The organism is Paenibacillus zeirhizosphaerae (assembly GCF_030705605.1).
GTDB lineage: Bacteria > Bacillota > Bacilli > Paenibacillales > Paenibacillaceae > Paenibacillus > Paenibacillus zeirhizosphaerae.
Genome location: NZ_JAPCKK010000030.1, coordinates 55,167 through 79,404, shown reverse-complemented (window position 1 = coordinate 79,404; position 24,238 = coordinate 55,167). Strand labels below are relative to the sequence as shown.

Below are 24,238 nucleotides of genomic sequence, written 5' to 3'. Positions count from 1 at the left end.
AGTACAGTTTTGCTCATCTTGTAAGCTGTGGGTATATCGCAGCTACACCACCGGCGAGAGCACTTTGGAGCTTGCGGCTCACTTCATCAGCAAGAATTTCAAAGCTGTCAGACTCTATTCCATCAATAGCAATTTTTGCGATTTCCGCAGGGTTGGACTTGGGAGCTTCAACGCTTGACGTCATGTCTGTCTCCATATAGCCCACATGTAAGCCAGCTACTCTTACATTTTGAGGATACAGATTTAAGCGCAACTCGTTCGTCATTGCCCACTCTGCCGCCTTTGCAGCCGAATAAGCGCCTTCACTCCCCCCTATACTGAACCATGATAATGCGGAAAGAATATTCAGTATTGATCCTCCCCCATTATTTATAAGAATAGGTGCGAAAGTACGAACCATGGAAAGTGTGCCAAAAAAGTGCGTATTAAACTCCAAATGTATTTTATCGAGATCACCGTCAAGCAAAGAAACGCCTGTAGTCAATCCTGCATTGTTGATCAGAAGCGTAACATCTTTAGCGGCTGTAGCAGCTGCAGCTACCTCTTGAGGGTTAGTAATATCAAGCTTTACAGGAATTGCACCGGGAATGTCAATGGACTCCGGATTTCTTGCACCAGCATACACCTTGGCCCCTCTGGATAGAAGTTCAAGGGTAAGATGGCGGCCAAAACCTCGGTTTGCTCCGGTGACAAATGCGACTTGTTCAGAAATTTTCATTTTTATGTGCTCCTTTTATTGTTTGTTTTTGGTTATAACAGAATGCGATTACTTTATTTTCAATATTATCTTCCCTTTTGCTCTGCTTAAAGGTTTAACGAAGGATTCTTCGCTTCTCTGCTTGTAACCAACCGGGAGTCCATCCTTTTTCCATCGCATCCAGGGTTACTCCTGGTGGAACAATCGTATCGATCGCATCCAGTATATCCGTGCTTAATCGGATGTCACTACCCTTTAATGTTTCCCGGAACTGCTCGATCGTCCTAGCCCCAACAATTGCTGAAGTAATGGAAGGATGAGCTTGCGTGAATGCCATGGCCAGATGCGGTAAAGTCAATCCCGCTTCATCTGCAAGTGTTTGAAGTTTGGCTATGGCTTCAAACTTGGACCGATTTTCTTCCCGATTAGGGTCAACAATGGATTGCAAGCTTCCTGCAAAGGTGGCTGCTCTTGAATTGGAGGAGGCTGCTTCCCCAAAACGGTATTTACCAGTTAATAGACCACCCGAAAGTGGGCTCCAAACCAAAACACCCATTCCGTATTTCGCTGTGGCAGCAAGCAAATCGAATTCGATACTGCGGTTTAAAATGGAGTACGGGGATTGTTCAGAGACAAAACGTGCTACATTTTTGCGTTCGCTGGTCCATTGAGCCTCTGTAACTTGCCAGGCCTGAAAATTGGATGTGCCAATGTAGCGAATCTTCCCTTCACTTACCAGATCCGTAAGTACACCAAGTGTTTCTTCAATATCGGTATTCAGGTCAGGCAGGTGTAGTTGATACAGATCGATATAATCGGTTTGCAGCCTTCTCAAACTATCTTCTACTGCTCGTTTTATCCAATATCTTGAATTTCCAGATTGATTTTGTCCACTGCCCATGGGATTTCCACCCTTAGTGGCCAGAATGACATCCTGCCTGCGACCTTTTAGAATTTCACCTAAAATTGCTTCTGATTCACCACTTGAATAAATATCTGCGGTATCGATTAGGTTAATTCCTCCAGCAAGAGCTTCCTCCAGAATGGGTGCAGCCTCTTTCACCGTATTGTTCCCCCAAAAACCAAATGTACCAGTACCTAATACAAAACTGCTTACTTTAAGACCTGTACGACCTAATACACGATATTCCATGTTCACTCAATCCCTTCTTTGTTTTAAGTAATTAGAATTCTAAATTAGTTACAAACTTCCCTCGAAGAATTGATGAAGCCGGATGCCGGATGCCAAGGGTTAAGCGACGACCATAGGGAACGATCATTCTGAAATACGCACAAGTTATTACTCCCGTAGTAAGAATAGTTTTAGGCAAAAGGGAGACTCATTCATACGGGAACAATTGTTCTAATATAGTAAAAAAAAATAAATTCATCATTGTTCCCAAAAGAGCTTCATCGCTTTATCTAATACCGCATTCTCTTCAAATTCCTTGCTTTTCGCCATTCCATCTCCCTCCCGTCATCAATATAACATATCGGGAACGATCAGTAAAGAATTGATTACCCTCTCCTTGAGCACGATAGTATCCGCTTTAGTGAAAGTCTGCGTCTCGCTTGAGGGGCCACACCAAGTTTATAATCGACTGTCATTTTCTCAACCCTTGCAGTTTCCTAGTTCGTCACTGTTTGGAGTTTGAAACTCAGCTTGCCCGGGTGAGCTGCACGTTCTCCCGCAGGCGGATTGGTACCGTAATCTTGAAGAGAACCCGGAGCACTGCCGCGCCATTGCCATGCAATTACAGGACAAGCTGCGCATGATGCAGCAGCGCATCGATCAATTAACGGAAATTACCCCTGCTGAAAAACTGCGGAAGCTCCAAGCTTGGATTCAGCCTTTTATCGCTCCTGCTGCGTTAACGGATGTTTTGACACAAGATGAAATCGGCCAGTTTATCGGCCTGCGCAGGGAGACGATTAACCGGCTGCTCCACCATAAAAGATGAAATATAGCAATTAAAGCTTACACTTTTTCTTCTCCTTTTCTTGCCCTAGAATTGAGATCATCGTTTCCTGACCGGGAAGCACCGTGGCAAGTACAACGCTAAAGGAGAACGAATACAATGACACACACGATCCGGCAAATTCACCCTCTCGCGTGGACGATCATTATCGGCACCATGTTCGGCAGACTTGTGACGTCCATGAGCATTCCCTTTCTCTCCATTTATTTGACACAGGTGCTGGGGGCCACTCCCACGCAAACCGGCATCACGGTCGCCGTCAGTTCGCTGGCCGGCGTGCTCGTCAGCTTTTACGGCGGCTACATATCCGATCGTCTTGGCCGCCGGATTGTGATGCTGGTCTCCATATTCGGCTGGGCGGCCGTATTTGTCGGCTTTTCCACCGCCGAGCATCTGCTGATGTTTTTTATTTTCAATACGTTGAATGGACTAGCCCGCGCTTTCTTTGAGCCGGCCTCACGGGCTATGCTGTCGGATATTACGCCGCCGGAGCATAAACTGCTTGTGTTTAACCTGCGGTATGCAGCAATCAACGCGGGTGTCGTGTTTGGACCGCTGATCGGATTGCAGCTTGGTACGGCACAATCGACCTTCCCGTTTCTGATTGCGGCTTTCGTATATATCGTTTATGGAGTTGTCCTGTTTTTCCAGTTTTCTCTTAACCGTTCCACCCTGCCGCAGCCCACGGATGAAGCTCCTCCAAAGCTGATCGATGCGTTGCGGGTTACCGGCCGTGACCGCGTTTTTTTACCCGTGCTGATCGGGACCGTGTTTTGCGTACTGGGTTACGGACATTTCGAATCTACACTGGCGCAGTATTTGGCCCTGAACACCCATTTTGCTGATGGTGCAAAAGTATTCTCTTATATGTTGTCTTTGAATGCCTTGACCGTGCTGGTTGTGCAATTTCCGATCGTGCGGCTGATGCGCAATCTACCTCCGCTTATTCCGCTGATGTTCGGCAATGTATGTGTCGCTGCGAGCTTCTTGCTTTTTGGCATCGCGGAAGGCGTCGCATTGATGATGATTGGTGTTGTGGTGTTTACGGTCGGAGAAGTGATGCTGTTTACGATGATGGATATGCTCGTGGACCGTATTGCCAAGCCGGAGCTGAAAGGAACGTATTTCGGCGCCATCGGCTTCAACCAACTTGGCAACGTACTGGCTCCCGTGCTAGGCGGATTGCTGCTTGACCAATTTGGCACCGAGAGCGGCCTGGTCGTGTTTATTCCATTGACGATCATGACCGCCGCCGGGCTGCCCTTCCTGTATACGGCGCACCGGCGTCTTGTCAGCCGTGAACAGACTGCCGCTGCGGAACAAGCGCCAATTCTTTAAACCGTCTACCGACGTAATTTCCAAGGAGCCAGACCTCATGTGGTGAGAAGTTTATACTTTCCGGGATCTTGGAAAATAGGGTGTTCCCAGCCTGCTGGCTTGAGGAACGCCCTATTTTTTGCGCTCGGGAAGCTCTTTGACGTATCTGTCCGATAGCTTCATCCATTTCTTGATATACTCAAAATCGGATTTATAGGGCGACAAATCCTTGATCGGCTGCAAGGTTCGGATCGATACCGCTTTGCCGTCCGAAATGCCTTTTTTGCCTGCGATAAACAGAATATCATTATTAAAAAACGAACCTGTGGGCAGATAATAACGGATACCGATCAGGTTATGGTCAATGTTCATCAGATCATGCCCAAAGGCGGTAAACCCTTCCTTCGCCAGGTCAATGCCCATGATATTAGCCACGGTCGGCAGGATATCCACCTGCCCGCCCACTTGCTCAACGACCCGCCCGGATTGGCCGGGCAGATGAATCATCAGCGGTACGTTAAAACGTGTGATATGACGGTGATATGCAATGCCGAGCGCCTGGCTGACCTCCTTGGCCTTGAATTTTTTGCGGTTCAGGCCAAAATGGTCTCCGTACACAACAACAACGCTTTTCTCCCACAAGCCGTTCTTTTTCAAACCGTCAATAAACGTGCCCAGCGCATAATCCGCATAGTTTGCAGCCGTCAGGTAGTCGCCAAGCGGTTGAGCTTGCAGATGTTCAGGCAGCTTCAGCCGCTTGCTTGCGGCAGGTATCGTGAACGGAGCGTGACTGGAGGCGGTAATAAACTGGGCGTAAAAAGGTTTTCTGTGGGCCTGTAAAGCGGTCAGCTTGTGCAAGCCCACCCGGAATAGCTCCTCATCGGAAGCGCCAAAACGGTTGAACATTTGTTTGCGAAAATACGGCTTGTCAAAATATTGATCGAAATTCAACGCCTTGTACAACTGATCCCGGTTCCAAAAGGTAATCTGATTGACATGAAATGTCCAGGCCTTATAACCCAACTTATGCATCAGCCGTGCCAGGCTGGGCAGTTTTTTTTCAGCGTAAGCGTAGGACATCGGCTTATTGCCAACCGGATAAATGGAGGTATTGCTCAAAAACTCGGCATCCGAGGTATTGCCCCGGCCCATTTGCTGAAATATGTAAGGGAAATACAGGCTTTCCGCTGCCAGTTGATTCATGACAGGTGTCAGCTCTTGGCCATGCACAGAGGTGTTCAACAGAAAATTTTGCACCGATTCGAGCTGAACGACGATCAAGTTATAATTTTTCCCAGCCCCAAAATAGGCAGGTGCCCCCGCTTCTTTATACTTGCGGTAAGGATAGGTTTCCTCCAACTCCTGCACGGCCTGAATGGTCGATTGAAGAGGGAGACTCAGCGCACTGATCTGCTCTTTTGCCAGTGGGTCCTCATGGTGACGGACACTTACGCCAAGCGCAGCAAGCCCGGTCAAGGCAGTGACGGTTATAATTGCGAGCTTCCATTTCTTGTTCGTGGAATCCTTTGCCATCCTATCACCTCCTCACGCATTCCCGCTTATTCTTCCCACTCTGCGTGTATCCATGTGCTATGCGGAAGCGAATTTTTTCCAGATGTGAGAAACGGCTATTGACATACGTCCAAGAAGCCTGACAGAAAAAATCCCGCCCAGGCACATTTTGGCCCAAGACGGGAAACATTTTGCTAACGTTTACTTGTCTGCGTTGTCTTTCGTAACCAGCTTCAGCTCGGCCGGAATCGATTTCTCAATCGATTTGCCTGCCAGCACATCACGCGCCGCCTGCACCGACAACTGTCCGATCAGCTCCGGCTGCTGCGCAACCGTCGCCGTCAGCTTTCCTTCCTGGATCGACTTGATCGCGTCATCATTGCCGTCAAATCCAATCACCGGAATGTCCTTGCCTGAGCTTTGGATCGCTTCGATAGCTCCCAGAGCCATCTCATCATTATGAGCGAATACCGCCTGCACGTCGGGATTGCCTTGCAGCAGGTTTTCCATCACATTCAGGCCTTTGGAACGGTCAAAATCAGCCGCCTGCTTCGCAACAACATTCAACTGTTTGTCGGCAATTTCATGGAAGCCTTGTCCCCGCTCCCTCGTCGCGGAAGCCCCGGGCACACCCTCAAGCTCAATGACCTTCGCTCCCTCACCTAGCTGTTCAACGATGTACTCGGCAGCCATCCGGCCACCTTTGACATTATCGGACGCAACCAGTGCTGCCACTTCTCCTTTATCGGCCGAACGGTCCAGCGTAATGACCGGAATGCCGATACTGTTAGCGGATTGAACCACCGTGGAAATTGCTGCGGAATCCGTAGGGTTAATCAGCAGAGCGTCGACACCTTGCTGAATCAGATCATCCACATCGTTGGTCTGCTTGGCCGAATCGTTCTGCGCGTCAACCACAATGACCTGCATGCCTTGCTTTTCCGCCTCCGCAACCACCCCGTCTTTAAGAGAAACAAAGAAAGGATTGTTCAACGTCGAAATCGATAGACCGATTTTCATCTGCTCCTGGCTTCCGCCGGAATTAGGCTTGGCCCAGCCTGGGGGCTCTAGGGAGCATCCGGCCAGGACAATCATCAGTGCACTTACAAGAAGTATGGTCAGTTTTTTCATTTTCGTCTCTCTCCTTAAGCCGTTTTCTTGCGGTCCAGCAGGACAGCAATGGCAATGACGACGCCCTTAACAACCATCTGATAGAAGGAGTTGACCCCCAAGAGGTTCAATCCGTTATTCAACACGCCGATAATCAGAACACCGATGAGGGTGCCCACGATTCGGCCCCGTCCGCCTGACAGGCTTGTTCCACCCAGAACGACGGCAGCAATGGCATCAAGCTCATAGGACGTACCGGCCGTTGGCTGTGCCGAGTTCAAACGGGAGGTCAGGATTGCTCCCGCCAGTGCGGACAGCATGCCTGCCAGCGAGTAGATCATAATTTTCACACGGGACACTTTAATCCCTGAAATAATGGAAGCTTTCTCATTGCCACCGATCGCATAAGTCTTGCGTCCGAAAGCTGTTTTATGCAAAATAATCCATAAAATCAGAAAGGTAATCAGCATCGTTACGGCCGGTACCGGGATTCCAAACAAATAACCGCGTCCGAACAGTTGGAACAGCAGGCTGTCACCCAATCCCGTAATCGGGTTACCATTCGTATATACGAGCGTCAAGCCTCTAAATACCGTCATGGTAGCCAATGTAGCGATAAAAGGAGCCATTTTCCCCTTCGTGATCATGATTCCGTTCACCATACCCATGATGCCACCAAGCGCCACCCCGATAATAATGGACAGGATCGGATCTACTCCGGCTAGCATCATATTGGCCACAAAGGCACTGGATAAAGCTAGAATGGAGCCGACCGACAGATCAATGCCGCCTGTCAGAATTACAAACGTCATGCCGAAGGCAATCAGTGCGTTAATGGACACCTGCCGCAGCAGATTCAAGATGTTAAGCGGTTCCAAAAAGCTTGGATTTAATACCGATACAATCAAAATCAGAATGATCAGACCCAGCAGCGGCCCCAGCTTCTGTGTCACATTTGTCAAGCGGAAGCCGCTTTTGGCTGTTTTGTTGTCCTGCAAAGTTGTCATCTCATTGCCCTCCTGTGGCCAATGTCATAATGTGTTCCTGTGTTGCCTCTTCCCTTGTCAGCTCACCGCTAATGTGTCCTTCATGCACAACCACGATACGGTCGCTCATGCCAAGCACTTCGGGAAGCTCGGACGAAACCATGATAATCGCGACTCCGCGATCCGTTAATTCATTCATCAGCTGATAAATCTCCCGCTTGGCTCCAACGTCCACACCACGTGTCGGCTCATCAAGGATGAGCACGCTCGGGCCGATGCCGACCCATTTGGCGATAACGACCTTCTGCTGGTTACCCCCTGACAAATTCCGGGCCGCAGTTTCCGAGGATTGTGTCTTGATTTGCAGACGCTTAATCAGCGTATCGACGAAATCCTGTTCTTTTTTGGACGAGATGAAGCCCTTGGCCGAAAAACTGAATAGATTGGGCAGCGCCATGTTCTCGCGGATTGAGAAATCCAGCACCAATCCCTCATCCTTGCGGTCTTCCGTAATAAAACCGACCCCGTGTCTGACTGCATCGTCCGGCTTGCGGATGTGGGCCTTCTTGCCACGGATCATAATATCTCCGCTATCCAAAGCATCCAGGCCGAAGATGGCGCGCATGATCTCGGTCCGTCCTGAGCCCATGAGTCCCGAGAAACCTAGAATCTCGCCGGCTCTCACGGAAAAATTAATATTCTGAAACAACCCTTTACGGCTTGCGTTACGTACTTCCAGCACAACATCCCCATAGGATGGATTTCGGGCCGGATACCGCTCCGTTAATTCACGGCCAACCATTTTCCGTACCACTTCATCAAAGCTTGTCTCAGGAATCGATTGGGTATCCACCGTTTTTCCGTCACGCATTACGGTAATCCGGTCGCAGATTGTAAAGATTTCCTCCATACGGTGAGAAATATAGACGATGGATACCCCGTTTTTCTTGAGCGAGGCAATCACACCAAACAGCTTTTGAATCTCCCGTTCCGTGAGCGCCGCAGTCGGTTCATCCATGATAATCACCTTGGCCTCCGTCATCAGCGCCTTGGCAATTTCAATCATCTGCTGCTGTCCGACAGAGCATTCTCCCGCAGGACTTTCTAAGGGAACTTGAACTGACAATTTAGCAAACTGTTCTTGGGCAAGCGTTTTCATTTGTTTGGTATTCAGCAGTCCAAAAGTTGAGGTCAATTCCTTCCCGATAAATAGATTGTCAAGGACCGTCATTTCCGGCCAGACATTCAGCTCCTGATGTATAAAGGCGATCCCCCGCTGTTCCGCTTCCTTTGGGCTGCCAAAATAGGTTTCCTTGCCATCAATGATAATTGTCCCTTGGTCCCTCTGATGCAGACCGATCAGAATGTTCATCAGCGTTGATTTACCCGCCCCATTCTCACCCATCAAGGCATGAACTTCGCCTTCCTTTAATTCAAAATCCACTCCGCTCAGCACCTGATTGGTACCAAACGCTTTATGAATGCCCTTCATCTGGATTTGCATGATGCAGCCTCCTTTTAACCGAAATTGACACCCGCCTGCAAAATACAATTGGCATACGGTGTGGCCTCTCCCGTGCGGATTACCGCCTTAGCATGCCGGGTGAGTGCTTTAAACTGTTCGTGGCTGATGGATGCGTTAACGGCATCATTTCCGAATTTTCCGGTTATATATTGCATGGCCGCCGGATTCTCTTCCCTGATTTCAGCGGCCAAAATGACTTTCTCAATCACCATATCCTCGGCAACCAGGTCCACAACCTCCTGGAAACCGGGAGTGCCCAATTTTAAGGCTAAATCAATTTTGGGCACTCCAGCAGGTATGGGCAGGCCAAGATCGGCAATGACAATGATGTCCGTATGGCCAAGATCAGACAATACCCTGGAAATATGGCTGTTCAGCATTCCATGCTTCTTCATTACAGGCTCTCCTCTACTTCACGACGCGTTGGCATGCCACCCTGTGCTCCGAATTTGGTAACCGATAACGATGCAGCCCGGTTGGCGAAGCGAATGCTTTCCTGCAAGGACATGCCTTCCGCCAAAGCAACGGCAAAAGCGGCGTTAAATGTATCCCCTGCGCCCGTGGTGTCCACCGCCTCCACTTTGTAAGTCGGAACCAGAATTTCCTGCTCCCCGTCAAAATATCTAACCCCTCTGCTGCCCTCCGTAATGAACAGCTTGTTCGGATATTTACGCAAGGCTTCCGCCGGAGCCAAGCCTTCGAACAATACTGCAGCTTCATGCTCGTTCGGTGTAATATAAGCGGCATGATTAATGACCTCTTCCGGTACGCTTCTTACCGGGGCTGGATTCAACAGCAGAGGAGTACCGCTCTCGGCGCAAATGGCACTCACACGCACAACCGTTTCCGCCGGAATTTCATGCTGGATTAGAACAATATCCGCACTACGGATCGCCTCGGCGGCTTTGTCCACATATGTGGGAGTAACCTCGTCATTGGCCGCTTTGACCACAACAATACTGTTGTCCCCTTCCGCAAGAACAATATGAGCGGTCCCGCTTTCCATACCTGTAACCGGTTCCACATGCTGCGTATTTACAGAATTGGCTTTAAAATTGTCCAAAATGATGCGGCCAAAATGATCGTCACCTACCCGGCCGATCATCGTGACCTCCGCGCCGAGTCTCGCCGCGGCCACTGCCTGATTAGCTCCCTTGCCGCCAGGTACCGTTTTGAAGCTTTCACCCAGGACGGTTTCGCCTGCGTCCGGGCGTTTCTGGGAGGTGACAACCAAATCCATGGAGCTACTGCCTATTACACATACTTTAGCCATTCGAATTCACCTTTCTCGTCGTGTCCCGTTCAATGAACTTGACCGGCAACTGTATATTTTTATGATCCACCGGAGCCTGCTCAATCAGCTTGATCAGCAGCCCGGCCGCTTCTCTTCCCATTTCGTAAGCAGGCTGCCGAATCGTAGATAACGCTGGCGATAGCAGACTGCTCAGCGGAATATCGTCAAAGCCGATAATCTGCAGATCATCGGGAACCCTTCTTCCGATCCGCAGCGCTTCATGCAGCACCGCTGTAGCTGCAATGTCATTGCTGGCAATGACACCGTCGGTATCGGTGTGCTTGCTGAACAGCTCTTCAGCCCATAATCCGGCCTCGTTAAACGAAAGCGATGTAGTCTGTACTACACGGTAGTCAAGGCCAGCCTCCCGGATGACTTCGATCGCGCCTTCAAAACGGTCTTGAGCCGGTCTGATATGTACCGGACCCTGCATGACCGCGATGCGGCGACTGCCGCGCCTGATCATTTCCTTGGCAGCCAGGCGGCCGCCTTCTCTGCCATCCGCATACACAGACGGGCTGTCCAGTGGAGTCCTGTCAAGGAACACTACCGGAATTTTCAAGTTTTCATATATTGGAGAATGAGGGTAGTTCGTTGAAGAGATGACACCGACCACGTTATTTTGGACAAATGTCTGGATATAATCCTGCTCCTTCTGTTCATCCTCATCACTGTTTCCGAAAATCAGCCTGAATTCCTGCTCCTGCATCCGGTCCTCAACCCCACGGGCCAATTGCGGAAAATAAGGGTTCGCAATGTCCGGCAGCAGCAGGCCAATCAGCTTGGATTTGCGTTTATATAAGGAACGAGCGACCTCATTTGGCGAAAAGTTAAGCTGCTTAACAGCTTCCTCCACTTTCCTGCGTGTATCGGCATGCACATATCCTCTTTCATTAATAACCCGAGATACAGTGGCTACCGATACGCCAGCCAGTGCAGCTACATCTTTAATCGTTGCCATATATGTTCACTCCAATGTGTAACCGGTTACAGAATTAAAATATCATACTTTGCTCTGTTTGACAATTTATTTTTTTCTTCAAGGTAAATTGCGTTAAACCTGAAGATCTTTTATAATGAGATAGCTGTAACCGTATCAGTTATAACATCTCATATTGGAGGTCCTCCTCATGATTATTGAAGTTTGGTCTGATTATATGTGCCCTTTTTGCTTTATCGGCAAACGTCGGCTGGAAAACGCCCTGGCACAATTTGAGCATAAGGATGAAGTGAAAGTACAGTTCCGCAGCTTCGAGCTTAATCCTGAGGCCTCAAGGGACTCAGAGCATACTGCACCTGAAGAGCTTGCAGCTAAGTATGGAATGAGCGTAGAGCAAGCCAAATCCATGAATGCAAACGTAGAGGCCAGCGCACGGACTGTAGGACTCAACTACAATCTGAATTCCCTGATTCTAACGAACTCGTTTGACGCTCACCGCCTGACGCACTGGGCGGATACCCGGGGAAAAAAGCAGGAGCTGAGTGAACGGTTATTTAAGGCAGCACTCGAAGAAGCGGAGCATATTGGCAGCGCCGATGTGCTTGCCGATTTGGCAGAGGAGGTTGGCCTTGACCGTACCGAAGCGGCTTCTGTCCTTGCTGGTAATCAGTTTGCCTCCGAAGTTCGTACAGACGAGACGCAAGCACAGCAGCTTGGTATCACGGGCGTGCCCTTCTTTGTCTTGGACGGGAAATTCGCCATCTCGGGCGCCCAGCCTGATGAGGTGTTTGCAGATGCGTTGCAGAGAGCCTGGAACGAGCGCTCCACTTTCACGCTGGTGGAATCCGCCGACAAGCCTGAAGGCGCTGTATGTACAGAAGAAGGCTGTGAAATTCCACAAAGAAACGAATAACATATAGACAGCGGCAGTCATGCCGCTGTTATTTGTCTGTGCTTAACTTATCAATCGCTTGCTGTTCGGTAGGCAAGAAGAAAATGTCATTTCCAGCGTTGCATTCATACATAAAGCTCTGAAAGCTTCGACTTGTATACACAGAGAAATCACCGACAATCGCAACCTTCACGCGATAATTGATGAACTTCTGAAGAATCTCTCCTGCAAGTCGTGTTTTCAAGTCGAAAAAGCTTTCGCTCAGCATGGATTTGGGTATTACAATACGATCAGAATCGGTCTCATATCGTACGGTTGCCATAAGATCCAATGCCGATTGAACATCCTTAATGAGGATCTCGTTGCCGCTTATGACGGCAATATTTACGCCGTCTGCTTTTAACCTTGATATATTCATTTTCCCCTCCTGAAAATGAAAAGGGCAATCGCCAAATGACTGCCCTTCCCATTATGAAATTTCCTCTTTATATTATAGCGGTATTGCATGCCTTTCAGGAAGAAACACATATTCCCTGGCAACAATCTCCGAAGGATTGTAACCTCTGAGATTAATCTCTAAAGGAGAGAGACCAATATTCCATTTATCGCGGAAGCGCTCCGCATTTTTAATGGACTGCAGCACATATTTCTTGGTCCCCACCTTGCTGACAAAAGAGCCTTGGCCCTCATGATAAATAAATGTATCCTGTGCAAGCCACAGCGATTTACCGGCAATGCGGGCCCTGAGACAAAAATCGTCATCCTCATAGTTGCCGGGATAAAAGCGCTCATCCAGCCCTCCGATTAAATCCACCAGGCTGCGCCGGAACAACATACAAAAACCGATTAGCTTGTGCGGGTAGTAGCCCTGACCTGCATAAGTCCGGCTGCGTTCAAGAGCATAGCTTTCAATTTCCTTAATTGAGATTCCTTTCAGGTCGTTCACACATTGCATCGGCCCTACATGGGTTGACATCGGACCAACGATCCCGCGGCTCGGAACTGCATCCAGCCATTCCATCAGCTTCGTTAGCCAGCCTGCCGTAACAATAGTGTCGTTGTTAAGCAGAAGAATGTAATCTCCGCGGGCAGCCCGTATCCCTTGGTTGCAGCCGGCGGCAAATCCTCGGTTCTCTTCGTTTTGAATCACCGTTGCTTGTGGCACGGTCTTTAGATAAGTGACCGTGTCGTCTGTCGAGGCATTGTCTACAAATATGATTTCAAAAGGAATATCTGTATTCCTGAAAATACTGTCCACGCATCGCCAGGTCATCTCCGGCTTATTATAGGTTACCATAATAATGGATACTAGAGCCATTGCAATTTTGCCTCCTTGTCGGTTACATTCCGGAAGTATTCAGAATGAAAGATATGATCGGATTCAGATGTGAATCGACTGGAAGCAAAACGGCAAAACCATTGTTCGAATGTAAAAGATGAAGACGCAATGGAATAGAGGATTCTTCCATGAAGTCCTCTACTGCCGTAAGTACTCCGTTTCGCTCCCCATTTTCATGATCCGCATTATGCAAATGCGAATTCGCTGCTCCGGCCACAAGCCCTGACAATCCAGGCACAATTCCCTTCAGTTCACAGGGGTGGCGGAATTCCTGCGGTACCGTTTCGGGAACGTAATACATATCTCTCCGTCCGTACGGCCAAGCCGTATCATGCATAAGAACAATGGGAAACTGCCCGCTTTTCTCAGCCATCTCGGACACTTGCTTTAACTCATGATATACGGTGTACCAATTATGATCTCCGTCGATCAGAATCAGGTCATAATATTCAATTTCCGGCAACACATTCAGGCTTAGGTCCTCGTACAGCTTGAAAGTATCCCCATACCACTCCTTCGCCCATTCGACCTCAAACTTCGGCGCAGGGTCTATCACATGACATACCGCATCACATTGCTTACCGTATTCCAGCAGCTTGAGGGTATTCAGTCCTTCATCCGCTCCGATTTCAACAATGCTCTTTGGCTGGTGGGCAGCCATAATAGGTTTAATCACCTTTTCCCAAAAACGTTGCATTCATTTCGCTCCTTCTATCCGTGATTAGAGTTCAATTTGTTTACTTTATGCTAGGCCTGAGCCAATAGTGACCGAAAGACCGTTTATTTGCCCATTTTTTACGGGTACACGTGTGAGCGGATGGATGAGCTGACATGATGGAGGGAAGATGCTTTTATCTATTGTGAATTTTTCATATATTGAAAATTGGTTTCTATGAAAAAAATCTCTCTTTTCTACGCTAATTCGCAGTATAATGAAAAGCATGCTGTGCTTTACAGCTCTAATGAATGAGATAGAAAGAAGATGAACAACCATGATTTTGTCTATTTTGCTTAACGTTGTCCTGCCGATCGTGGTGCTGATCGGTTTCGGATGCATCATGCAGTACTCCTTCCGGCTTGACCTGTATACGCTTGCCAAAATCAATTTCTACTACATTACACCTGCAGTTGTATTCTTCAGCTTGTATCAATCGAATATTTCGCTGATGCTGCTTGGTGAAGTGGCTCTTTTTTATGCTATCTATATATTTATTCTGTTCCTGATCAGTTGGTCGGTCGCCCGCTCGCTCAAGTATTCTCCAGGCATGAGGGGTGCGTTTACCAATAGCGTTATGCTGGACAACTCGGGCAATTACGGGATGCCGATTAATGAGCTGGTATTCAAAGGGGAACCAACGGCCGCTTCCGTGCAGGCGCTCATAATGACCTTCCAAACCTTCATTACATTTACTTACGGCACCTTCGTAGTTCAGAACGGCTCCTCCAACGCCAAAAAAATTATGCTGAACTTTCTGAAGATGCCGGTGCCCTACGCCCTTGTGCTCGGCCTGCTCTTGAATGCGCTGCACACGCCGCTGCCCGCTCTGCTGATTGAGCCTTTGGGATACATAAGCCACTCCATGGTTGCCATAGCGCTGCTAACCCTCGGTGCGCAAATTGTGCAATATCCGTTCCGGCTGCGCCGGACCGCTGTCTATCTCAGCATGGTACTGCGGCTGCTGGCTGGCCCGGCTGTAGGCTTCGCCATCATCATGCTGCTTGATCTTAAAGGTATACCTGCCCAGGCGCTTCTGATCGCCTCCGGTATGCCGACCGGCGTGAATACGTCCATTCTGGCGGAAGAGTATAAGAATGAACCGGATTTTGCGGCGCAAACGGTACTGCTCTCCACCATCGTGAATGTGTTTACGATGACAATCCTGATTTCATTGGCCAATCATATAGGATAATATCGAAGCAATCTGTGCAAGAGCAAAAAAATGAAACAAGCTGTCACCGATACTTGATCGGTGACAGCTTGTTTCTTCCATTATGTCGTGAAATACTGGCTGGGGCTGCCTTTCCATGGATGTATTTTTTCCGTAAAATCGCCCCTGGTATATTCACCGATCACCTTCCTCCAAAAGGCACGCGCTGGCGTGTTATTTTTCACCTGCGTTACCTTCCAGTTTCCCTTCAGCCTGCCGAACAATTCGCGCGCGGCCCAGGAACCGATCCCATATCTTCGGAAAGGGCGCATGACGAAAAACTCAGCCATATAATAATCCCCTTCGAGCTTGTTATCCAGCCTGTCGACCAGCGCAAAGCCCGCCGGCTTGCCCCTATACCATATAATGAAGGCCATTTTCCGATTCCCGCTCGTCCAATATTGATCCAAATTAGGATAATCGGGAAACCTCCCGTCAACTGAAATATCAATTTCAATAAACTCGGTGAAATCATAAAGATAGAACTGAATGAGCCGCATGATAATGGGCCGCTGCTCTATCGTTGCCAGCTTTAACATCGCTTCCATGCTATCACCTTTCATTTTTGTGCTAGAATATTTATGAACCGTCAACAACTCATGACTCAAGTCACGAGCTTGTCTCTGCCTACTTTCGTAGACAGTGCTTGTGTTTCGCACAAGCCTTTTAGACTTATTCCTAACCGGTAGTGCAAACGCACCTCACAGTGCTCCTACCTTAGCGTGTTGGAACATCAGGACGGTTGACCTCGCCCCTACAACAAGAGTTATACTCCTGTTGTACCTGTACCGATGTACTCGATTCCTTTGCGGTACAGATTCATAGCGCCGATTCGATCATCGTTCGAACGATAGTGACAGTTTCGGCATTCAAAGGTGTGCATTTTTTTGTTTCGATTCGCTCGTTCGATATGTCCGCATTTCGGGCAGGTTTGAGACGTGTATTTAGGGTCTACTGCGATGACGCCCTGTCCGTTCAGTTGAGCCTTGTACTCCAACATCTCACGGAATTGGTGAAATGCCCAGGAAACTGACACATACCGATGGCGAACACATACTTTTTCCGTGGCGGAACGAACACCCTTTAAATTTTCGATCACAAACAAAGTCCCTTTCGGATACGTTTCAACGAGTGCCTTGGTTACTTGATGGTTGACATCGGTAACATAACGGTTTTCTCTTGAACCGATTTCCTTGAGTCGTTTTCGAGCGGATGGGGTTTGTCTCATCTGAAGTTGTTTACGTAAGACTTTATACTGGCCTCGTTTGTGTTTCATGGTTCGTCCAGGATAAAACGTCGTCTGGCTTTGATTGTCATAGGTGGTGGCGAGAAAGTTGATTCCCAGGTCAATGCCAACAATATGGTTGACCTTTGTAAGATCCAATTCAGGGAACTCTTTGGTCATGGAAATATGCAAAAACCACTTCTTGTGTTTGTACACGAGCTTGGCCGTGCCCCATTTCCATGTGCCATCAAAGAAGTGCTGCATGCCTCGTTTTTTGTAACGAAGCTTCACTCGTCCGTCCAGCGTATTTACGCTAAACCGATCATCGTTCAAAGCGTAATCTCGATGCCAAACCAGATCATATTCAGGACGTTTGAATTGGACCAGGTTCCAATCGTGCCTGTTGGATCGGGCAGATGTACAGCGGGCGATGACCGTTCTGATCACTGATTGCGCCATTTGACTTTTCAAACCAAAACGACTTCGCAGCTCTCGATAATACAAGTCATGGAGTGCACGCTGACGTAATTCTTTGGTTTGAAAGACAATAACTGAAAGATAATTACATGCTTCACGATAGGTTTGGATGGTCTTGGTGAGCATTTCTGTATGCTCATGCGGGACATTAATTTGGATTTTTGCTGTAATGGTAGACATTCGACTCACCTCTTCTCACTGCATTAATATATCATAGGATTCAGTGGGGAATGGTTAAATCTTCATAGCGGAAGGAGGTAGCATGGAGCTTTCGGCGTTCGAGCTACCGATGGTAGCCCTTATGCCGAGCGCAATTCCTCACACGACTAAAGTCGCGTGTGTCCATGCGCGTTTATGAACATTCAAAAAGGAATCGACCGAATCAAGCTGGACGAAAAACTGCCGGCTATGCCCTGGTATGTGCAGAAGTTTATCGATTACAAGCTGCCTGATCTGTCTCCCTCCACCCTGCTGGAGTATATCAGGGATTATGACACGTTCCTGTCCTGGCTGCGGGCGGAAGGGCTCTCCACGGCTGAGGCGAATCGTGGTGTGACCCTGGAAGAGCTTGAGAAGCTGCATATGGACAGTATTACCGGGTTTCGCCTTTTTTTAACCACCAAAAGAGACGGTGCCAACTCTAGAGTTACCATATCCCGCAAGCTGTCATCGCTGCGCTCTTTATTCCATTATCTCAGCCAGATCGCAGAGGATGAGAACTTCTATCCTCTATTGAAGCGTAATATTATGGCCAAAGTCGAAATCAAGCGTATCCATAAGCCGAAGGACACAGCCGCCAAGCTCAAGGGCAAACTTCTTGAGGACGACGAGCTGCTTGAATTTATCGGCTATATTCACGAAGGCTACGGTCGAGATATTGAGCATAACAAGCAGGCGCTGTATGCCTACGAGCAAAATAAGGAGCGCGATGCATGCATTGCAAGCCTCATTCTGAATTCGGGGCTGCGTGTATCCGAGGTCGTCAATCTGAATCTGGATGATTTGGATCTTGCCAATAAACTGCTGTATGTATTCCGCAAAGGCAATAACGATGAAACGTTTAAAGTCCCTGTCTACTTTAGGGAGCAAGCCAAAGACGAGCTGTCTCTGTATCTGTCTATCCGGCAACAGAGATATCGCATGTCCAAACGGGAAAAAGCCCTGTTCGTTGCGCTGCCAAATGGAAGCCATGAAGGAAAACGGATGACCAAACGGGCCATTCAGGCCATGATTATCAAATATGCTAAAAGATACGGCAAACCTTCATTAACCGTTCATAAACTGCGCCATTCCTTCGCAACGGACTATTATTTGCAGAATGACATCTATAAGACCAAGGAACAGCTTGGCCACGCCTCCACGGAAACGACCGAGGTATACGCCCATCTGACCGACAAAACGATGTCCGAAGCGATTGAGCGCCGTACGGATTCCTAGGCTCTGGCTCTGCCTGTAATCCGCTCTGCAATCCAGTGTGCGGCTTGCTCCGCTTCCTCCGTGCCATACACGGACAAGCTTGTAAATTGCTGCAGTACCTGCTCCTTCATTCCCGGCCAGCAGACGGCTCCCGCCACGCACGGCAGTCTGCCAAGCAGCTCAGCGTCCCCGGCTTCTTTGATCATAACCAGCTTCGGATAAGGCGCTTCCTTAAAGCCTTCAAGTAAAATACAATCATAGCTGTCAAATCGTCCGAGCAACTCATCAAGCCCGGCGGTTCTTTCCTCCAGAACCGCCGTACGTCCGGGCGAAACGATGGCGACTCCCTCCGCCCCCGCCTCGCGGTGCTTGTATGTGTCGGTGTCGTGATGATCCATCTCAAAGCCGTGAGCATCATGCTTAATGACGGCCACCCGATATCCTCGGGCTTTGAGAGTGGTTAAAATGGAACCCATGAAAGTCGTTTTACCCGTATTTTTATACCCTACGATCTGACCAATAAACGGCTGCTTTCCTTTGCGATCCAGACTCATGACCATCCTCCGCCCTCCAGCTTGATTATGTCTATCTTGTCCCCTTTTCTAAGCTGTCCCGTCCCAGGAGGAATTACGATTAGACAATCGCTGTCTTTAATCGAAATCATGACACTGGATTCATCGACCGCAGCAGGCACGGCATAGATCCTCCCATCCCTTATCTCGGCTTTCGCCCGCACAAATCTGGTGAAATTGTTCACCCGATGATAATCCGCACCCAGCACAACCTCCCACTGGGGAAGAAAAGGCTGCCTTGCTCCCAGCATCGTTCGAATCACAGGCCTAATGAACAGTTCGCAGCCAACGAAGCACGCTCCAGGATTGCCTGACAAGGCAAAGAGAAGACCGCCGTTGATGACCGCTGCTGTCGTGACGCTGCCCGGCCTCATCGTGACTTTATTAAACAGCAAATCAACGCCTTCCTGTCTAACCAAGTCCCCCATGATGTCATAGTCCCCTACGGAAACACCGCCGCTCGTGACCACGTAATCAAACTCCGAGAGCGCATCCAGCACTGTCCTGCGGGCTGTACCTACGTCATCCTGCACGGCATCCAAAATACAAGGCTCGCCCCCGGCCTCACGGATCTGCACCGCCAGCATAAAGCTGTTGCTGTTCCGAATTCGTCCCGGCTGAAGCGGCTCATCCACGGACAGCAGCTCCGAGCCTGTCGAGATGATGGCTATCCGCGGCTTGCGAACGACCGGTACCTTGTGGATTCCGAATGTGGCCAGCGCGGAAATTTCACCGGCCCCAAGCTGCCTCCCCTGCTCCAGCAACAGTTCGCCTTCCCGCAGCTCGAAACCGATGGGAGTGACGTTGTTCCCTGGTCCTACCTTTTTCCTCAGCCCGACGAATACGTCGCCTGAATCCTCGCGCAGCCTTGTCGCCTCAAGCATAACAACGGCATCCGCACCTTCAGGCACCTGCGCCCCGGTCATGATCCTGGCAGCCAGCCCGGAAGCAATCATGCAGTCTGATACGTGTCCGCAGGGAATTTCGTCTACTACACGCAGCCAGACAGTCTCGTCTTCCCCGCAGTTCTTCGTATCCGCGCTGACCACAGCATATCCGTCCATTCCCGAACGCCGAAAGTGCGGAAATGGATGCGGTGCATGCAGGGGAACGGCAAGAAAGCGGCCATGTGCTTCAGACAGCGGCACGAACTCCGTCGTCCCTGAGGCTGTGTGCTCCAGCACTCTTTTTTGTGCTTCTTCAACCGAGATGGCACTGCGTTTGAATTTGTTGTTGGAATAGTCATCGCTATGCTTCATGAACCCACCCTTTTCATTAGCGCTTTACGCTCTCCAGCTCTCTTCGTCTATGTTCCAGTTATAACGCGAAAAACGGCTGCTGGCAACCTTAACCACCTTTCCAAACCACAATTTACACTTTTATCATTTTAATTGCGGAAAAATTGGTTTTAAAAATAAATATTCACATCACGAATCACAGCGCAATTGGGGAATCTACAGTGAATAGATGGGGGAAGTCAAAGTATGTAAAAAAAAGTAAATCCCGGTCGTACAGCCCGGGATTTACTTTTTATCGTCGCCCTCGCCTTCCAATTTTGCCGGAGCCGATACGCGTCTTTGGTTTCGTATAAGATTTGCGGGGGGAATCAAATATGCCGCCCTTGCTCTTGTCACGATTGATCGTGCCCCTGCTTGGGGAGGAGCTTTGACCGCCACGGTCAAAAATGCTGCCCCCGCTGCCGACAGACCCGGTACCTCCACGTCGGATGACCGATCCGCTGCGGTCTACCGTAATCGGCGGAACCGTTTTTTTCTCGCTGGTTGTCGGCTTGCGATATTGACCGGCAGGCGGCTTGTAGACATCTCTGCTCGTATAGCCCCTGTAGCTTCCTCCACGCATAGTGTCGAAGAGGTCATCCAGCAGGCTCGCTACCAGGTAGCCCTGCAAAAAGCTGGAGCTATAATTCTGCTGAACATACTGCCTCGTATCCACTTCGATTAATGTATCTGCAGGCTTCTGCGGGTCCTGCTGCAAATGATACCATTCGTCCGCGTAAACGACAAACATGCGTTCCTTACTCTCGGGTGACATCTGCTCCGGGGTCCGGCTGTTCACCAGCTCCTGCGCCACCTCGGGTACCGTTTTATCGGCTGCCCGGTATACATACGAGGTGGCATTTCCGCTTCCGTTTACGGATTCCAGCGGATACGTGTCCTTGACCGACGGCGATCCGCAACCGCTCAGCACCGACATAAAAAGGCATAAAGCCAATATGATTTTCAAATTTCTCTGCCAGGCAGCCCGTATATTCATACTTATCCTCTCCTAGCTTGCCCGGATGACCTTCACGTCTCCCGGAATGACTTGGTCCCCTTCATACAGCATAAATCGCCCATCCTGCCACTCAATGCGCAGCAGACGATAATTGTCCGCCTGATACTGCCATACATGCTGCTCACCGCTCTGGAGAAATGGCGTCCTGCCGACAACGGATACCGTCCCTCCATATTGTTCCTCAAGATGATAGTCCAGCCCGTCCAGCTCCATGATGGTCGGCAGCTCGTCAGGCGTATCCGGGCGTCCGTCGATCGGCAGATACAGAGCAAATTGCAGCTTTTCCCGTTCTTCGATATACAAATATTGAATATGGCTGCCATCCTGAAGTGTAAGCATGACTGCATTCCGCGCCCGGTTATGTACTCGGCCCATGACTTCATAGGTGGTAAGCGATACCTCGCATATATCTCCCGGCATCAGCTCAAGCATGCTTCTCTCACGCTTGAGAGGCTCCGGCTTGGTGAATAAATTGGAAATTCGTTTCCACATGCCCATAGCTATAGTTCCCGCCTTTCTCTAGTGTTAGAAGCAAGCTGTAATGATGAATGCGCCGACCAGATGAAGTGTGCCTGCGAAGAGTCCATAGCCCAGCTTACCCTGCTGTGTACCTTCGTCCAGATCAAACCGAGCCCATTGACGCAGCAGAACACGGACAATTGCTTCCATAATCAACAGGATGACAAAGGCTACAACAGAATACAGAAGCGCAACACCCAGGCTGTATGCTGTAGCGATTGAGCCTGACAAAATATATCCCTGCGCGATCAGCTTCAGGATCATCCTTGCCGTTACGGCCATATTACCGTTCTTGACCTCTTCAAAATCCCGGTATTTCGTAAAGAGTGAGTCAACAAACATCAAAACAAACAAGAGCACCGCACCGGCCACCGTCCACACGAACATCGCCGTTAACGTTTGCAAATCCATCAGCTTCAGCCTCCAACTTGATCTTAATATGCAGTGAAAAAGCGAAGGGAAACCCTATGTCCCCCTTCGCTTCCTGAAGACGCCATAGCGCTTCATCGATTCATTTGTTATTTATTTTCGTACTGCTTCAATAATGCGGCGAGCTCATCATCCACCGCGCTCTTCTTGTCAAGCTCTCTGAACTCCTCGTCCAGCGATTTGCCCTTGTTAGCCATCTCGTTGCTTGCCTCTGCTCTGGCCTCCATATGCAGCATTTTCTCTTCCATACGTTTCATACCCGCCGCGGCCGAATCGGAGCTGAAGCCACTCATCGCATTGTTGATCTCCGTCTGCGCTTTGGCCGCATTGTAACGTGCAACCAGCGTATCACGCTTATTCTTCATCTCCGTAAGCTGTCTGCGCATTTCTTCCAGCTTGCCGCGAAGATTGTCAGCCGAGGCTTTGTTCTGCTCGTAGTTTACTTTATATTCGCCCATCTTGGCTTCGGCTGCTTTTTTCTCCTCCAGCGCCCGCCGTGCCAGATCAACATTCTGTGCTTTGGCAGCCGTGTGCGCCTGCTCGTCACGCTTCTTCACCAGAGCTTCCTGTTCTTCATACAGTTGTTTGAATCTCTTCTCGATGGCAATTTGCGCAGCCACCGCTTTCTCCGCATCCTCTAAATCCTGCTGCATATCGCGGATATATTGTTCCGTCATCTTGATCGGATCTTCTGCCTTATCGATGATTGCGTTGACATTGGACATTGTAAGATCGCGGAGCCGTTTGAAAAGGGACATTGGGTTTTCCTCCTTAAAATTTTAACTGTCATAAAACTCGTTATGTGTACATTTACGTAGACGAATGCTGCAGGTTTCGTTTTTCGCATACAAGCAAATCCCGGTTGCTGCACTATCAGGCATAATTGATGAGCAATTGGCGAATAACTAAAGTTGCAAGCCGATGAATTCCAATCGAGGGAGGAAGCAATTCCATGTTCCGTTCTTTATGGTTGCCCGGTATTCTTATCATGCTGCATATGGCCTTCGGTCATTCGTCCCCTCCTCTCTCATCGCAGCCGCATACGATCGTGAAGGATGCTGCCGTCATCACCGCAGCGGACGAGTCCAGCCTAAGCAAACTGCGCAAAAAATACGCCGATACGTTCAAAATGCAGGGACCGCGCACGAGGCAAATTGCTCTGACCTTTGATGATGCTCCGGATCCCCGGTTTACTCCCTACATCCTGGACGCTTTAAAGAAGAATCATGTCAAAGCCACCTTCTTTGTTGTCGGTTATAGAGCGGAGAAGTACCCTGAGCTCGTAAAACGCATGGTGCAAGAGGGCCACACTGTGGGAAATCATTCCTTCGGCCACCCGAATTTCAATAAAATCTCGCTCAAGCAGTTCCAACGCCAAATTGTTAAAACAGATCTCGCTATAGAGAAAAGAACCGGCTACAAGCCGCTGCTGATCAGGCCCCCGTACGGGGAAATATCAGAAGCCCAGTTGCGCTGGACACGTCAAAAGGGATACACCGTCGTGAATTGGAATGTCGATTCCATGGATTGGAAAGGGCTGAACAAAGATCGTATCCTTAGCAACGTAATTCCGGCTACCGGACCCGGATCGATTATACTTATGCATGCAGGCGGAGGCACAACCTCCGACTTGAGAGGCACCATAGCAGCACTCCCGCCGCTGATCCGCACGTTACAACAGAAAGGCTACACTTTTGTCACCATTCCGCAGCAGCTCGACATTCAGGCTCATAAATGAGCTTTTGCGCAGTCGATGTTGATAATAAAAAGAACCTTCTAGCCGCCT

25 protein-coding genes and 1 pseudogene are annotated in these 24,238 nt (G+C 49.2%); 6 read left to right on the top strand and 20 right to left on the bottom strand.

Translation table 11 applies throughout. The annotated features are described in order from the left end of the window. Positions 1 to 13 precede the first annotated feature (13 nt). Both OIN60_RS18280 and OIN60_RS18275 read right to left on the bottom strand, forming a co-directional pair. Positions 14 to 718: an SDR family oxidoreductase gene (locus tag OIN60_RS18280; RefSeq protein ID WP_305756307.1), complete on the bottom strand. Its 705-nt coding sequence runs from the start codon at positions 716 to 718 to the stop codon at positions 14 to 16. A 94-nt stretch (positions 719 to 812) separates the two neighbouring features. Next, positions 813 to 1,850 carry an aldo/keto reductase gene (locus OIN60_RS18275; RefSeq protein ID WP_305756306.1) on the bottom strand — a complete coding sequence of 346 codons (1,038 nt, stop codon included), beginning with the start codon at positions 1,848 to 1,850 and terminating at the stop codon, positions 813 to 815. Between the two features lie 520 nt (positions 1,851 to 2,370). Here OIN60_RS18275 and OIN60_RS18270 point away from each other — a divergent pair. Both OIN60_RS18270 and OIN60_RS18265 read left to right on the top strand, forming a co-directional pair. Further along, positions 2,371 to 2,658 (top strand): annotated as a pseudogene (locus OIN60_RS18270) (cyclic nucleotide-binding domain-containing protein); the annotation flags it as partial. A 117-nt stretch (positions 2,659 to 2,775) separates the two neighbouring features. Beyond that, positions 2,776 to 4,014, top strand: a complete 1,239-nt coding sequence (locus tag OIN60_RS18265) for an MDR family MFS transporter (RefSeq protein ID WP_305756305.1) — start codon at positions 2,776 to 2,778, stop codon at positions 4,012 to 4,014. Positions 4,015 to 4,125: 111 nt separating this feature from the next. Here OIN60_RS18265 and OIN60_RS18260 read toward each other — a convergent pair whose 3' ends face one another. From OIN60_RS18260 to OIN60_RS18230, 7 genes are all read right to left on the bottom strand, one after another. Continuing rightward, entirely contained in the window at positions 4,126 to 5,526 is a 1,401-nt protein-coding gene (locus OIN60_RS18260; protein WP_305756304.1) for an LTA synthase family protein, read from the bottom strand. A gap of 180 nt (positions 5,527 to 5,706) precedes the next feature. Further along, positions 5,707 to 6,636, bottom strand: coding sequence for a ribose ABC transporter substrate-binding protein RbsB (gene rbsB / locus OIN60_RS18255; protein WP_305756303.1), 930 nt, complete (start codon positions 6,634 to 6,636; stop codon positions 5,707 to 5,709). A 14-nt stretch (positions 6,637 to 6,650) separates the two neighbouring features. After that, the gene (locus tag OIN60_RS18250; RefSeq protein ID WP_305756302.1) at positions 6,651 to 7,622 is read right to left on the bottom strand and encodes an ABC transporter permease subunit; all 972 of its coding nucleotides are present in this window, start codon (positions 7,620 to 7,622) and stop codon (positions 6,651 to 6,653) included. Position 7,623: 1 nt separating this feature from the next. Then, positions 7,624 to 9,105, bottom strand: coding sequence for a sugar ABC transporter ATP-binding protein (locus tag OIN60_RS18245; RefSeq protein ID WP_305756301.1), 1,482 nt, complete (start codon positions 9,103 to 9,105; stop codon positions 7,624 to 7,626). 14 nt (positions 9,106 to 9,119) lie between these two features. Continuing rightward, the gene (gene rbsD / locus OIN60_RS18240) at positions 9,120 to 9,521 is read right to left on the bottom strand and encodes a D-ribose pyranase (protein ID WP_305756300.1); all 402 of its coding nucleotides are present in this window, start codon (positions 9,519 to 9,521) and stop codon (positions 9,120 to 9,122) included. Beyond that, positions 9,521 to 10,399 (bottom strand): ribokinase, encoded by an 879-nt coding sequence (gene rbsK, locus OIN60_RS18235; protein WP_305756299.1) that lies wholly within the window; start codon positions 10,397 to 10,399, stop codon positions 9,521 to 9,523. Before rbsK ends, rbsD begins: the two co-directional genes overlap by 1 nt. Further along, positions 10,392 to 11,381 carry a LacI family DNA-binding transcriptional regulator gene (locus OIN60_RS18230; protein ID WP_305756298.1) on the bottom strand — a complete coding sequence of 330 codons (990 nt, stop codon included), beginning with the start codon at positions 11,379 to 11,381 and terminating at the stop codon, positions 10,392 to 10,394. Before OIN60_RS18230 ends, rbsK begins: the two co-directional genes overlap by 8 nt. A 169-nt stretch (positions 11,382 to 11,550) precedes the next feature. On the opposite strand from OIN60_RS18230, the gene OIN60_RS18225 reads away from it, so the two are divergent. Then, complete coding sequence (locus tag OIN60_RS18225) at positions 11,551 to 12,273, top strand: DsbA family oxidoreductase (protein ID WP_305756297.1); 723 nt, start codon at positions 11,551 to 11,553, stop codon at positions 12,271 to 12,273. 28 nt (positions 12,274 to 12,301) lie between these two features. On the opposite strand, the gene OIN60_RS18220 is transcribed toward OIN60_RS18225, so the two are convergent. The 3 genes from OIN60_RS18220 to OIN60_RS18210 all read right to left on the bottom strand — a co-directional run bounded on the left by OIN60_RS18220 (position 12,302) and on the right by OIN60_RS18210 (position 14,288). After that, positions 12,302 to 12,670 carry a DUF4180 domain-containing protein gene (locus OIN60_RS18220; protein ID WP_305756296.1) on the bottom strand — a complete coding sequence of 123 codons (369 nt, stop codon included), beginning with the start codon at positions 12,668 to 12,670 and terminating at the stop codon, positions 12,302 to 12,304. Positions 12,671 to 12,742: 72 nt separating this feature from the next. Next, complete coding sequence (locus OIN60_RS18215; RefSeq protein WP_305756295.1) at positions 12,743 to 13,570, bottom strand: glycosyltransferase family 2 protein; 828 nt, start codon at positions 13,568 to 13,570, stop codon at positions 12,743 to 12,745. A gap of 22 nt (positions 13,571 to 13,592) precedes the next feature. Further along, positions 13,593 to 14,288, bottom strand: a complete 696-nt coding sequence (locus OIN60_RS18210) for a class I SAM-dependent methyltransferase (protein WP_305756294.1) — start codon at positions 14,286 to 14,288, stop codon at positions 13,593 to 13,595. A gap of 295 nt (positions 14,289 to 14,583) precedes the next feature. On the opposite strand from OIN60_RS18210, the gene OIN60_RS18205 reads away from it, so the two are divergent. Then, positions 14,584 to 15,501 (top strand): AEC family transporter, encoded by a 918-nt coding sequence (locus OIN60_RS18205; RefSeq protein ID WP_305756293.1) that lies wholly within the window; start codon positions 14,584 to 14,586, stop codon positions 15,499 to 15,501. 80 nt (positions 15,502 to 15,581) lie between these two features. Here the strand turns inward: OIN60_RS18205 and OIN60_RS18200 are convergent, their stop codons facing one another. Then, positions 15,582 to 16,067: a GNAT family N-acetyltransferase gene (locus tag OIN60_RS18200; protein ID WP_305756292.1), complete on the bottom strand. Its 486-nt coding sequence runs from the start codon at positions 16,065 to 16,067 to the stop codon at positions 15,582 to 15,584. Between the two features lie 218 nt (positions 16,068 to 16,285). Then, a complete protein-coding gene (locus tag OIN60_RS18195; RefSeq protein ID WP_305756291.1) occupies positions 16,286 to 17,401 on the bottom strand; it encodes an RNA-guided endonuclease InsQ/TnpB family protein in 1,116 nt (371 codons plus the stop codon). 174 nt (positions 17,402 to 17,575) lie between these two features. Here OIN60_RS18195 and xerS point away from each other — a divergent pair, with 174 nt between their 5' ends. Then, positions 17,576 to 18,658, top strand: coding sequence for a tyrosine recombinase XerS (gene xerS, locus OIN60_RS18190; RefSeq protein ID WP_305756290.1), 1,083 nt, complete (start codon positions 17,576 to 17,578; stop codon positions 18,656 to 18,658). Here the strand turns inward: xerS and mobB are convergent. From mobB to OIN60_RS18160, 6 genes are all read right to left on the bottom strand, one after another. After that, positions 18,655 to 19,191 (bottom strand): molybdopterin-guanine dinucleotide biosynthesis protein B, encoded by a 537-nt coding sequence (gene mobB / locus OIN60_RS18185; protein ID WP_305756289.1) that lies wholly within the window; start codon positions 19,189 to 19,191, stop codon positions 18,655 to 18,657. The genes xerS and mobB overlap by 4 nt on opposite strands. Next, on the bottom strand, positions 19,188 to 20,468 hold the full coding sequence (locus OIN60_RS18180) for a molybdopterin molybdotransferase MoeA (RefSeq protein ID WP_305756288.1): 1,281 nt from the start codon (positions 20,466 to 20,468) through the stop codon (positions 19,188 to 19,190). Before OIN60_RS18180 ends, mobB begins: the two co-directional genes overlap by 4 nt. A 271-nt stretch (positions 20,469 to 20,739) precedes the next feature. Beyond that, positions 20,740 to 21,483 carry a DUF4247 domain-containing protein gene (locus tag OIN60_RS18175; protein WP_305756287.1) on the bottom strand — a complete coding sequence of 248 codons (744 nt, stop codon included), beginning with the start codon at positions 21,481 to 21,483 and terminating at the stop codon, positions 20,740 to 20,742. 12 nt (positions 21,484 to 21,495) lie between these two features. Next, the gene (locus OIN60_RS18170) at positions 21,496 to 22,002 is read right to left on the bottom strand and encodes a DUF4178 domain-containing protein (protein WP_305756286.1); all 507 of its coding nucleotides are present in this window, start codon (positions 22,000 to 22,002) and stop codon (positions 21,496 to 21,498) included. Positions 22,003 to 22,029: 27 nt separating this feature from the next. Continuing rightward, the gene (locus OIN60_RS18165) at positions 22,030 to 22,434 is read right to left on the bottom strand and encodes a DUF350 domain-containing protein (RefSeq protein ID WP_370872535.1); all 405 of its coding nucleotides are present in this window, start codon (positions 22,432 to 22,434) and stop codon (positions 22,030 to 22,032) included. 107 nt (positions 22,435 to 22,541) lie between these two features. Then, positions 22,542 to 23,210, bottom strand: coding sequence for a PspA/IM30 family protein (locus OIN60_RS18160; protein WP_305756285.1), 669 nt, complete (start codon positions 23,208 to 23,210; stop codon positions 22,542 to 22,544). Between the two features lie 194 nt (positions 23,211 to 23,404). Between OIN60_RS18160 and OIN60_RS18155 the strand changes: the two genes are divergently transcribed. Then, entirely contained in the window at positions 23,405 to 24,190 is a 786-nt protein-coding gene (locus tag OIN60_RS18155) for a polysaccharide deacetylase family protein (RefSeq protein WP_305756284.1), read from the top strand. Positions 24,191 to 24,238: the final 48 nt, after the last annotated feature.